Source organism: Rhodoplanes azumiensis (genome assembly GCF_042682915.1).
Lineage (GTDB): Bacteria > Pseudomonadota > Alphaproteobacteria > Rhizobiales > Xanthobacteraceae > Rhodoplanes > Rhodoplanes azumiensis.
Genome location: NZ_JBHUIW010000016.1, coordinates 66,559 through 78,134, shown reverse-complemented (window position 1 = coordinate 78,134; position 11,576 = coordinate 66,559). Strand labels below are relative to the sequence as shown.

Here is an 11,576-nt window from a genome sequence, read left to right as displayed (position 1 = left end):
GCTGAGCCGCCGGACGTCGGTCCGTCCCCGTCGTGCGGGGACGCGGGCGGCGCCCCGGGTGCGGGACTAGCGTTGTTTCTTCAGGTGATCGACGACCCGCTTCTTCAGCGCGGCCTGCTCCTCGGGCGTCCAGCGGCGGAAGCCTTCGCCCGACTTCATGCCGAGGCGGCCCTCCTTCACCAGCGTCTCGAGATAGGGCGACGGTCCGGGCCGCGACTCGATGGCCGGCAGCACCGTCTGGTGGATCGCGAGCGTGAGATCCGTGCCGACGAGGTCGGCGTTCTCCAACGGGCCGAGAACGGCGAGACGGCGGCCGAAGCTCGCCTTGATCACCGTGTCGACCGTCTCGGCGTCGCAGATGCCGTGCTCGACCAGCGACACCGCCTCGCGCCACAAGGCATGTTGGAGCCGGTTGCCGACGAAGCCCGGCACGTCTTTCTTGACGTGCACGGGCGTCTTGCCGGCCCGCGCGTGCAAGTCCATCGTGAACGTCATGGTGGCATCCGACGTCCATTCGGTGCCGATCACCTCGACGAGCGGCACCAGGAAGGGCGGGTTCCACCAATGCGTTCCGACGGCGCGCTCGCGGCGCGTCAGGGTCCGCATGATCTCGGAGATCGGGATCACCGAGGTGTTGCTGGCGAGCACCGTGGTCGCCGGCGCCACGGCTTCCACCTCGGCGAAAAGCTTGCGCTTGAGCGCGAGGTTCTCGGGCGCCGCCTCGACGACGAAGTCGGCGTCACGCACCGCGTCCGCGAGAGTCTCGGCGAGACGGATCCGCTTCACGGCGGAAACGTCCTCGCCGAGGTCGATCAGGTTCGCCTCGACGCGGGACAGCACACTCGCCAGCGTCGGCGCGTGCGCGTCCGTGATCGTGACGCCGTGGCCGGCGAGCGCGAACACCTGGGCGATTCCGTGCCCCATCAGGCCGGCGCCGATGACGGCGATGCGCATCGGTCGTTGCGCCGGCTCGCGCGCTGTCCCGCTCATGGTCAGCCCGCCGTGTAGCCGCCGTCGGCGTAGAGGATGTGTCCGGTGTAGAAGTCGGACGCGGCCGAGGCGAGGAAGAGCAGGGGACCGGCGAGGTCGGACGGCTCGCCGAGCCGGCCCTTCGGCACGCGGGCCAGGAACGCCGGGCGGACGCCGCGTGCCTTCTCGGTGTCCTCGTACATCCACGCCGTCAGGGCCGAGCGGAAGACCGTCGGGGCGATGGCGTTGACCGTGATGCCCGTGGGCCCGAGCTCGCAGCCGAGCGCCTTGGTGATGCCGTCGACGGCGGACTTCGAGGCGCAATAAGCCGTGTAGCCGGCAGGATGGCCGAGCAGGCCGCGGGCCGACGACATCAGGATGATCTTGCCGCCGTGCCCTTGCGCGAGCATCTGCCGGGACGCCGAACGCGCCATGAGCCACGACTGGGTGACGTTGGCGTCCATGACGTCCTCGAAGCGGTCGGGCGTCATGTCGCCGATCTTGGCGACGTCGTTCTTGCCGGAGCCGACGACCAGGATGTCGAGCCGGCCGAAGGCCTCGACCGCGGCGGCGACGATGGCGTCGCAGTTCTTCTCGTTGCTCGGGCGCAGCCCCACCGGCTTCACCTCGGCGCCGAGTGCCCGGCACTCGTGCGCCACCTTGTCGAGCTCGGCGATGTTGCCGGCGGCGATCACCAGCTTGGCGCCGGCGCCGGCCAGCACCTTGGCGGCGAGCGCGCCGAACGCGCCCGAGGCGCCGGTGACGATCGCGGTCTTGCCGCGCACGTCGAACAACGACAGCGGATTCTTCAGGAAGTCCTCGGACATGATGCGTCCTCCATGGACGACGCTCCCGGCGGGGAGCAGCGGTCGCCGCCGGCGGAGAGCCCGGCGACGCATTTGCGCGTCCCCGGACCCCTCCGCCGCCGCGACGTCTCGGCTCGACTCAGGCTTTGGGGGCGGCGACCGCCACCAGGATGGTGCAGACGTCGTTGCCGCGATTGATGATCTCGCGGCTTTCGTTGGGTGCGATCGTGCAGGCGTCGTTCTGCTTCAGCACCGTCTCCTTGCCGTCGACGATGACGGTCAGCTCGCCGGCCAGAACGAAGTAGACCTTCTCGGGCGGCGAGGCGTCGGGGCCGGCGCCCCCGCCGGGGAGGAAATGGGAGATGCCGACCACCACGCCCGTGGTGCCGCCCGCCTCGGCGCCGAACACCCGCAGCGGCATGCAGCCGCGGTGGTTCGGCGCGTCGTAGGTCTTCAGCTCGGAGAAGCGACGGACCTGCATCAGAAGCGCTCCCCGGACTCGATGCGATAGGTGCCCTTGGGGTCGGCGATCGCGACCAGGCGGATGATGCAACCGTCGCCGCGCTCCCAGCGCCACGGGAACATCGCGAAGGTGCAGCGCCGGCCCGTGACCTTGTCGATCTCGCCGCCGACGTTCTCGATGCCGAGAATGCCGTTCTTGAACAGGAGGCGGTGCACCGGCTCCCACTCCGGATGGTCGTCCTTCCAGTCGCGGCCGCCGGACCACTTCTTGTACTCGGCGGCGAGGTGCGGGTGGATCGGGCCGTTGCGGTGCGGACCGATGGCGGTGGCGAGCGGATGGTCGTTCGCCTGGGTGTCGTGGCCGACGACCTTCACCTTCTTCTCGACGAACCACTCGCCGGCCGACTTCACGAAGCCGGGCGACAGGCAGAAGTACTCCTCGCTGTCCTCGTACTTCTCGTGCCAGCCGGTGTTGACGATGACGACGTCGCGCGGGCGCACCAGCTTGCCGGCGGCCTTCTCCAGGTCGTCGTAGCCGATCGGCTCCCACTGCTTCTTCGGGATCGAGACGACGATGCCGGAGCCGAAGAAGTGCGGCAGCGGCACCTCGTCCATGAACGGCGTGCCCTCGACCACATGGGCCGGCGCGTCGATATGGGTGGTGTGGTGCATGCTGGTCGTGATGCGCTGGGACAGCACGCCCGACTTCGCCATGTAGTGGATGCGCTCGATCTGGACGTCCTGGAAATACGGCCAGTTCGGCTTCTGCAGGCCGAACGGATGGGAGAGGTCGTAGAACTCGAGCCCCATCGAGTTCTCCAGATTGCCTTCCATCGTCACGCCCCGGATCACCGGCATTGTTCGTCTCCTGTGTGAGAGTTCGACATCGTGAAGGCCCGCAATGTGATACGGCTGTACTGTAGAATGGGCATCTCGGTCAATCACCGGCGCCGTGCCGAGGCGGCGCTGCCGCTCGCCCCGGAGCGCAGCGGACGCTCCGACGGGCGGCCGGGCAGGGCACTGTCGCGATCGGGGAAATGCTTGGCTGGTGCGGCTTTCGCCGAACCGGTCGGCGGCTCGGCCGCGGACCCGAAGGCGCGCCGATGTACCATCATGCGGAACCGACGTAGCTCTACCTAAGTAGTCGTCCTGGGATGGTCCGCGCCGTCGTGGTCCTTCGCGGGCGCTCGGATCGCGGCCCCTGGAGGCCTGGAAACCGCGGCGCCGTGCAGATTCGGTCCCGCCGCGATCGCGATCTGATCAGTTGCCCTGGAGGCGTCCGCCGGGGCTGCAAGCGCCGCACAAACTGTCCTGCGTTTCGGTACAGGCGCGCCTCTCGACGAGCGGATAAGTGTTCATGCGGAGGGCCGTGCGACGTCGGCTCCGCCGGCAGCGCGACCCGGTCATGTCGCGCCGCACATACTCAGAAAGAACAACCTGATAAGAAAGATCGGGAGGGTTCCCTGTGGCCCGTGGTGCGCTGCGGTCGCTGCATCGCAAACAAGATCGGAGGTCGTCACGGTCGATCTCGCCTTGCTGATAAAACCACGATCTGATACGGCCGAACCGTATCGCAGGACACTGCGGAGGCTGGTCCCGGCCCGCAATCCCTTCCGGACCTCCGCTCCGACCGACGAACGACGGATAAACGGAGCTTCCCTTTGGTCACGAAGATCGCTCTCGAAGAGCACGCTCTCTGCCCGAGCCTCGCCGAATATTGGCACCCCACCGTGGCGGACGTCCCGGCGATGGTGCGGGATCGCCTCCTCGATGCGCTGACCGATTTCGGCGATCGCCGGATCGCGTCGATGGACCGGGCCGGAATCGCCAAGTCGGTGATCGGCATCGCCGGTCCCGGCGTACAGGTGGAGACCGACACGGCCCGCGCCGTCGCCAAGGCGAAGGCGTCGAACGACTACCTGGCCGCCGAGGTGGCGAAGAAGCCAAACCGCTACGCCGGCTTCGCGCATCTGCCGCTGCAGGACGCGACCGCCGCGGCCGACGAGCTGCAGCGCTGCGTCGAGCAGCTGAAGTTCCGCGGCGCCATGGTGAACGGCCACACGCTCGGCCGCTATCTCGACGATCCGTCCTACGCGCCGTTCTGGGAGCGCGCCGCGGCGCTGAACACCTGGGTCTATCTGCACCCGGCCGATCCGGTCGCCACCATGCCGTCGCTCGCCGGCACCTACGGGCTCAAGCGCGCCACCTGGGAGTGGGGCGTCGAGACCGGCACGCATGCCCTGCGGCTGGTCTTCGGCGGCGTGTTCGACCGCCATCCGGGCGCCCGGCTGATGCTCGGCCATCTCGGCGAGACGCTGCCCTATCTGCTGTGGCGGCTCGATAGCCGCGCGCAGCTGTACGGCGTGAAGCTGCCGCAGCCGCCGTCCTTCTACATCAAGCGCAACATCGCGGTGACGACCTCGGGCATGTGCTCGGCCGAGCCGCTCGCCTGCGCGCTGGCGGCGCTCGGCACCGACCGGGTCTGCTTCGCCTCCGACCACCCGTTCGAGGACGCCGGCGAGGCCGGTCACTTCCTCGACGCGGTCGCGCTGCCCGAGGACGTCCGCGTCGCGGTCGCCTCGAGGAATGCCGAGACGCTGCTCGGCCTCGCCTGATCACGCCCTCGCACCCAGGATCGAGACCATGCTCAAGAACCCGTGGTGGGTCGTCGTCGGTGCCGTGCTCGGCCTCTTGGTCGGCAACGGCGCCATCATGCACTTCACGTTCGGCGTGTTGCTCAAGCCGATCGGCGAGGAGTTCGGCTGGAGCCGTGGCACCGTGTCGATGGCGATGGTGATCGGCCTCGTCTGCACCGGCCTGATGACGCCGCTGGTCGGCATTCTCGTCGACCGCTACGGCATCCGCCGCGTCGCGCTGCCGTTCATCACCCTGTTCGCCCTGATCGTCGCGGCCGCGTCGCTCACCCCGGCCGTGCCGGCCGTGTTCATCGCCATCTACGGCCTGATGGGGCTCGCCGCCGCCGGGCAGACGCCGCTGATCTACTCGAAGTCGATCGTCGCGACCTTCGACGACCGGCGTGGCCTCGCCCTCGGCATCGCCATGGCGGGCGTCGGGCTCGGCGTCGCGCTGGTTCCGCAATTCGCCCAGGCGCTGATCGGCGTGGTGGGCTGGCGCGGCGCCTATGTCGGGCTCGGTGTGATCACGGTGCTGTTCGCAATTCCGGCCGTCGCCTTCCTGGTGCGCGAGCCGGACCGCGCACTCGCCGCCGCGGCCGGCGAGGCGCCCGCGGTGCTGCCCGGCCTGACCGGCCGCGAGGCGCTGAAGACCAAGTACTTCTGGCTCCTCGTCGTGCCGTTCTTCGCGCTCGCCATGGCCGCCAACGGCACTATCACGCATGTCGTGCCGCTGCTCACGGACCGTGGTGTGTCCCCGCAGATGGCGACGACGGCGCTGTCGATGGCCGGCCTGTCGCTGATCGCCGGCCGGCTGCTCGCCGGTTGGCTGCTCGACCGCATGTTCGCGCCCTACGTGGCGGTGGTGTTCATCGTCACGCCGCTCCTCGGCATCATGCTCCTGATGTCGACCCACGACACGACGATGGCGACGGTCGCCACCGTCCTGATGGGGCTCGGCATCGGCGCCGAGGTCGACCTGATCGCCTTCTTCATCTCGCGCTATCTCGGCCTGCGCAGCTTCGGCGAGATCTACGGCTACCTGTTCGCCATCTTCATGCTGGCGAACGGTGTCGGTCCGTTCGTGATGGGCGTCAGCTTCGACAAGGCCGGATCCTACGTGCCGGTGCTCTGGGTGTTCGCCGGTGGGCTCGTTCTCGCCGCGGTGCTGATTCTGATGATGGGCCCCTACGTCTATCCCTCCAAGCAGGATCTCGCCCGACGCAAGCTCGCCGTGCAGGAGGCCTGACGGCACCTTCGGGACGGTCGGCCGCGCGCCGGCCTTCCCGTCCTCCGGCTTCGGGGCGGATCCGGAGCCGGTTCTCCCCCTCGTGATCCCCGACGCACGGCCGGATTTTCGTCCGATCGTCGATCCCGCACGCCCGCGCGTGCGGGGACGGAATCGGTGCGCCTGTCCGTGACCGCGCCACGGGACCGCGCGGGTCCGATGTCGCGACCTGGAGTGCAACACGATGACGATCGAGACCGGAACGGCGGCCCCGGCGACCAGTGCCGCCAGCGGTGGACTTCCCGTCAAATGGCGGGTTCTGATCAGCGGCTTCATGAGCTACGCGTTCGACGCGCTGGACTTCATGATCCTCGCGATGTCGCTGCCTCTGATCATCAAGGAGCTCGACATCACCATGGCGGACGCCGGCCTGCTCGGCACGGCGACGCTGCTCGGTGTCGGCATCTCGTCGGTCGCCATGGGCTGGTTCGCCGACAACTACGGCCGCAAGACGGCCCTGATGGTCGGCATCGCGATCTTCGGCCTGTTCACGGCGGCGATCGGTCTCGCGCAGGGCTATTGGTCGATCATGGTGTTGCGCTTCGTCGCCGGCTTGGGGCTTGGCGGCATCTGGGGCGTCATCGCCGCCTATATCAGCGAGACCTGGCCGTCGCATCAGAGCGGGCGTGCCGCTTCCTTCGTGTTCTCGTCCTGGCCGATCGGCTTCGGCTCGGCGGCGCTGCTGGCCGGCTTCATCCTGCCGCGCTACGGCTGGCGGGTGCTGTTCTTCTGCGGGGCCGTCGCGCTGGTCGCGGTCGCCTACACGTATTTCTTCGTGCCGGAATCGGAGACCTGGAAGAAGGCCAAGGCGGAGCGCGAGGCCGGCGGCGGCGGCAAGGCCTCGGTCGGCATCGGCGAGATCTTCGCGCCCGAGGTTCTGCGCTACACCATCGTCGGCACCCTGTCGGCGAGCTTCGCGCTGATCGCCTATTGGGGCGTCAACACCTGGGTGCCGACCTTCCTGGTCAAGGAGCGCGGCATGGCGATCGCCGACATGTCGATGTTCATCGTCATGCTCAACGTCGGCATGTTCCTCGGCTATCAGCTGTTCGGCTTCCTGGCCGACAAGATCGGCGGCAAGAACGCCCTGATCCTCAACTTCGTCGGCGCCACCGTCATGGTCCCGGTCTACGCCTTCGCCGAGAGCGCGACGCTCCTGTTCTGGCTCGGCCCGGTGATGGCGCTGTTCTTCTCCTATGCGGGGATCTTCGGCTCCTACTTCGCCAAGCTCTACCCGCTGCGGATCAGGAGCTTGGGCTCGGGCTTCTGCTTCGACGTCGGTCGCGGCATCTCGGCCTTCGCGCCGTTCCTGCTCGGCCAGATCGCCGCGCATTACAGCCTGGCGGTCGGCATCTCGCTGTGCGGCGCGAGCTTCGCGCTCGCCGGCCTGATGGTGCTGCTGCTGCCCGACACGCGGGGGCGCGCAGTCGAAGACTGAGGGCAGGCCGGCGCGGCGCGTCGAGGAAGAACGAAAGACCGCTCACGAGCGGTCTTTCTTCGGTGTCTCGTGATGTGATACCAACGGTTCCGGACTTTGACCGGTCATCCTGAAGGTGACCGGCTTCGCCGGGCACCTCAGGGTGACGGAGAGAGTTACCCGTCATGGCCGTTGGTATGATGCGTACAGCGTCCGGGACGCCGTTGACGCGCGGAGGCGATGCTCAGGCGGCCACCGCCTCGAGCTGACTCTCCACCGCGCGCTTGGTGGCGAGCAGGCGCTCGGCGATCGCGGCCTCGTGGTCCTTGAAGCGCTGGGCCGGGACCGGCACCGAGATCGCCACGTAGTTGCCGAGCGTGTCGCGCAGCACCACCCCGGCCGCACAGACGCCGACCGTGTGCTCCTCGCGATCGAACGCGACGCCGGTGCGACGGACGCGCCGCAGATCCTGCACCAGGCTGTCGAGGTTCGTCAGCGTGTGCGGCGTGCGGGCCGGGTAGGAGCGGCCGATGAGCTGCTCGATCGCGTCGTTGCCGAGTTGGGCCAGATAAGCCTTGCCGTTCGCCGTGCAGTAGAGCGGGAACGTCTCGCCGACCGCCGAGACGGTGCGCAGCCGCTGCGAGCCCACCACCTGGTCGATGAACACCATGCCGTCGCGCTTGACGGCGGCGAGGTCGACGGTCTCGCGCAGCTCGTTCGACAGCCGGAGCAGATAGGGACGGCACAGCGAGACGAAGTCGCTCTGCACCGAGGCGGCGAGCCGCAGCAGCGTCGGCCCGAGCCGCACCCGGCCGTTCGGCGAGGCGGCGATCAGGAGCTTCTCGGCCTCGAGCGCGGCGACGATGCGCTGCACGGTCGATCGTGCGAGATCGACGCGCTGTGCGATCTGCCCGAGGCTCAGCCCGGCCGGCTGATCTTCCAGGGCGCGCAGGATCGCGGCCGCACGGGTGATGACCTGCACGGGCCCACGTTCGCCGTTCGGCGGCCCCTCGCGGCTGTTCATGACGCGTATCCTCAGCGCCCCGCAGATTCGTGGTGGGGCGACTGGCTCACAATACGGTACAGCGCCGCGGCGTGCAATTTGTCCGCGCGCCGAGCCCGGTTGCGCCGACGGAATGGCTGACCACCCGCCGGCGCCGACGGCGGTCGGACGTTCGGATGGCGTCCTCAGTGGGCGGCTTCGGCCGGGATGCCGCGCGCCGCCAACTCCTCGCGCCAAGTCGTGAAGTAGTCCGTGTCGCGGTCGTTGTCGTGCTGGTCGTGATAGGCGTTCTCGGTCATGCCGAGCCGCCAGTAGCCGATGGCGTGGATCTGGCGACGGTCCATCCCGCGCGCGTCGCGCACATAGGCCCGCAGTGCCCGCACGGTGGCCGACTCGCCGGCGATGAAGGCGAACGGCCGCGTCGCCGTGTCGGGCCAGCGCAGCGCCAGCACGGCGTCGCGCAGCAGCGTCGTGCGGCCGGGCGCCCGGCCGTCGCGATGCAGCCAGGTCAGCGCGATGCCGGCGGGTCGGCGGAAGCTCTGCTCCTCGGCGACGTCCGGCACCTCGACGAAGGCGTGGCCGACGGCGTCGTCGGGCAGCGTCTCGAGAACGGCGGCGATCGCGGGCAGGGCGGTGTGATCGCCGGCGAACAGATACCAGTCGGCCGGGTTGATGGCGCGGCCGCCCGGGCCGCCGACGCCGACGCGGTCGCCGGGCTTCGCCCGGCGCGCGAAGCGGGTCGCCTCGCCGTCGGCATGCAGCACGAAGTCGACGGCGAGCTCGCCGCTCGCCGCATCGAACCGGCGCAGCGTGTAGGTGCGCACGATCGGCCGGACCGGATCCTTGGGCCAGATCGGCTTGCCGCCCGGGCCCTCCAGCGGCCAGCCCGGATCGTCGACGCCCTCGGGCGCGAACAGGATCTTGAGGTTCAGCGCGTCGGCGCGGAAGCCGGCGATCTCGGGGCCACCGAGAATCAGGCGGCGCATCTGCGGCGTCACCGTCTCGGTGCGCAGCACCTCGAGCACGCGGATGCCGCGAAAGCGTGTCGGCGCACCGGCCGTCGTGATGGTCGGATCGGTCATCGGACTCCCTCGTGGCGATCAGGCTGCGGTGGTGTTTCTCGATGGAGAAGCGGCGCCGGCCGGGTCGGCGCGTGCCGTGTCCAGCGCGCCTTCGACGACGACGTGCGGGATGCCGCCCGGATCGGGCGCGATACGGGCCGCGACGCCCCACACGGCGGCGAGCGTCTCGGCGGTCAGGGCCTGCGCCGGCGTGCCGTTCGCCGCCACGCGGCCGTGGTCGAGCACGACGACGCGCTCGGCCCAGCGCGCCGCGAGATTGAGGTCGTGCAGCACGACGACGACGGTGCGGCCCTCGGCGGCGAGCGAGCGCGCCGCCTCCATCACGGTGACCTGGTGGCGCAGATCCAGCGCGCTGGTCGGCTCGTCGAGCAGAAGGAGGCGCGGCTCGCGCACCAGCGCCTGGGCGAGACTGACGAGCTGGCGTTGACCGCCGGAGAGCTGGTCGAGCCCGTCGAGGGCGAGGTCGGCGATGCCGAGCCGGTCGAGCGTCGCGACGGCGCGGCGGGTCGCGTCGGCGTCGGCGAGCGCGTCCGGCCGCGCCGCCTCGAAGGCGGCGACGACCGATTCGAGAACCGAGAGCGCGACGCCCTGCGGCAGCGCCTGCGGCATGAAGCCGACCAGATCGGCGCGCGCCGCGAGCGGCAGGCGCAGGAGATCGACGTCGCCGTAGAGCACGCGCCCCTCGGCCTTCACCAGCCCGGCGAGCGCCTTCAGCAGCGTCGACTTGCCGGCCGCGTTGGGGCCGGTGAGCGCCGTCACGCCACCGGCCGACAGCGGCGGCAGCGAGAGATCGCGCAGCACCGGGCGGCGCGGATAGCCGGCCGTGAGCCGTTCGATCGTGAGTGCGGCCCGCATCAGTGCCCCCGCCGGGTCAGCACGAGCGTGATGAAGATCGGAACCCCGACCAGCGACGTGATCAGGCCGATCGGCAGCACGATGCCGGGCACCGCCGCCTTGCTGGCGACCGAGGCGAGCGACATCAGCACGGCGCCGCACAGCGCGCTCGCCGGCAGGAAGAAGCGGTGGTCCTCGCCGATCAGCAGGCGGGCGATGTGCGGCCCGACCAGGCCGACGAAGGCGATGACGCCCACATAGGCGACGGCGGCGCCGGTCAAGAGGCTCAGCCGCATCAGCGAGAGCATCCGCAGTCGCGCGATGTCGATGCCGAGGCTCTGCGCCCGCTCGGTGCCGAGCCGCAGCGCCGTGAGCGTCCAGGCGGCGCGAAACGAGAACGGCACCACGCAGGCGACGACGAGCGCGAGGATCGTGACCTTCTCCCGGGTCGCCCGCGCCAGGCTGCCCATCGTCCAGAACACGAGCTGCTGGAGGGCCTGCTCGCTCGCCACGAACTGGGTGATGGCGACCAGCGCGTTGAAGGTGAAGAACAGTGCGATGCCGAACAGCACCAGGCTGTCGCCGCTGCGCCGCAGCCGGCCGAGCGATTGCAGCAGCATGGCCGAGCCGAAGGCGAACACGAAGGCGTTGACCGGGATGCTCCAGGTCGCCGGCACGCCGGGCAGCGCGAATCCGAGCACGATGGCGAGCGCCGCTCCGAAGGTCGCCGCGGCCGACAGGCCGAGCGTGAACGGGCTCGCCATCGGATTGTTCAGTACGGTCTGCATCTCGGCGCCGGCGAGCGACAGCGCCATGCCGACCAAAATCGCCATCACGGCCTGTGGCAGGCGAACGTCGAAGACGATCACGGCGACGGCGCGCCCGAGCGTGTCGGGAAACAGGAGGCCGCGGACCACGTCGAGGGCCGTCAGGGTCGACGGGCCGGTGCCGAGATCGATCACGAAGGCGGCGATGCCGGCCAGCGCCAGAGCCATGACGATCAGGGCGCGCCGGCGCAGCCGCCGGCGATGCGCGACCAGCGCCGCCTCGGCGACGGCAGAGAGAGGGGCGGTGTCCGTCAT

General features: G+C 69.7%; 11 protein-coding genes. 3 read left to right on the top strand and 8 right to left on the bottom strand.

Annotated elements, in window-relative coordinates; translation table 11 throughout:
• Positions 1-66: 66 nt before the first annotated feature.
• From ACFSOX_RS14410 to ACFSOX_RS14395, 4 genes are all read right to left on the bottom strand, one after another.
• Entirely contained in the window at positions 67-990 is a 924-nt protein-coding gene (locus ACFSOX_RS14410; protein WP_378478506.1) for a 3-hydroxyacyl-CoA dehydrogenase family protein, read from the bottom strand.
• Between the two features lie 2 nt (positions 991-992).
• The gene (locus tag ACFSOX_RS14405) at positions 993-1,796 is read right to left on the bottom strand and encodes an SDR family NAD(P)-dependent oxidoreductase (RefSeq protein ID WP_378478505.1); all 804 of its coding nucleotides are present in this window, start codon (positions 1,794-1,796) and stop codon (positions 993-995) included.
• Positions 1,797-1,914: 118 nt separating this feature from the next.
• On the bottom strand, positions 1,915-2,256 hold the full coding sequence (locus tag ACFSOX_RS14400) for a cupin domain-containing protein (RefSeq protein WP_378478504.1): 342 nt from the start codon (positions 2,254-2,256) through the stop codon (positions 1,915-1,917).
• On the bottom strand, positions 2,256-3,095 hold the full coding sequence (locus ACFSOX_RS14395) for a cyclase family protein (RefSeq protein WP_378478503.1): 840 nt from the start codon (positions 3,093-3,095) through the stop codon (positions 2,256-2,258). The genes ACFSOX_RS14400 and ACFSOX_RS14395 overlap by 1 nt, the downstream gene beginning before the upstream one ends.
• An 803-nt stretch (positions 3,096-3,898) precedes the next feature.
• Between ACFSOX_RS14395 and ACFSOX_RS14390 the strand changes: the two genes are divergently transcribed.
• From ACFSOX_RS14390 to ACFSOX_RS14380, 3 genes are all read left to right on the top strand, one after another.
• On the top strand, positions 3,899-4,852 hold the full coding sequence (locus ACFSOX_RS14390) for an amidohydrolase family protein (RefSeq protein WP_378478502.1): 954 nt from the start codon (positions 3,899-3,901) through the stop codon (positions 4,850-4,852).
• Positions 4,853-4,880: 28 nt separating this feature from the next.
• On the top strand, positions 4,881-6,119 hold the full coding sequence (locus ACFSOX_RS14385) for an MFS transporter (RefSeq protein ID WP_378478501.1): 1,239 nt from the start codon (positions 4,881-4,883) through the stop codon (positions 6,117-6,119).
• A 223-nt stretch (positions 6,120-6,342) separates the two neighbouring features.
• Positions 6,343-7,596 (top strand): MFS transporter, encoded by a 1,254-nt coding sequence (locus tag ACFSOX_RS14380; protein ID WP_378478500.1) that lies wholly within the window; start codon positions 6,343-6,345, stop codon positions 7,594-7,596.
• Positions 7,597-7,819: 223 nt separating this feature from the next.
• Here ACFSOX_RS14380 and ACFSOX_RS14375 read toward each other — a convergent pair whose 3' ends face one another.
• The 4 genes from ACFSOX_RS14375 to ACFSOX_RS14360 all read right to left on the bottom strand — a co-directional run bounded on the left by ACFSOX_RS14375 (position 7,820) and on the right by ACFSOX_RS14360 (position 11,576).
• Entirely contained in the window at positions 7,820-8,599 is a 780-nt protein-coding gene (locus tag ACFSOX_RS14375) for an IclR family transcriptional regulator (protein WP_378478499.1), read from the bottom strand.
• A 164-nt stretch (positions 8,600-8,763) separates the two neighbouring features.
• A complete protein-coding gene (locus tag ACFSOX_RS14370) occupies positions 8,764-9,660 on the bottom strand; it encodes a siderophore-interacting protein (RefSeq protein ID WP_378478498.1) in 897 nt (298 codons plus the stop codon).
• 18 nt (positions 9,661-9,678) lie between these two features.
• Entirely contained in the window at positions 9,679-10,515 is an 837-nt protein-coding gene (locus ACFSOX_RS14365; protein WP_378478497.1) for an ABC transporter ATP-binding protein, read from the bottom strand.
• A complete protein-coding gene (locus ACFSOX_RS14360; RefSeq protein WP_378478496.1) occupies positions 10,515-11,576 on the bottom strand; it encodes a FecCD family ABC transporter permease in 1,062 nt (353 codons plus the stop codon). The genes ACFSOX_RS14365 and ACFSOX_RS14360 overlap by 1 nt, the downstream gene beginning before the upstream one ends.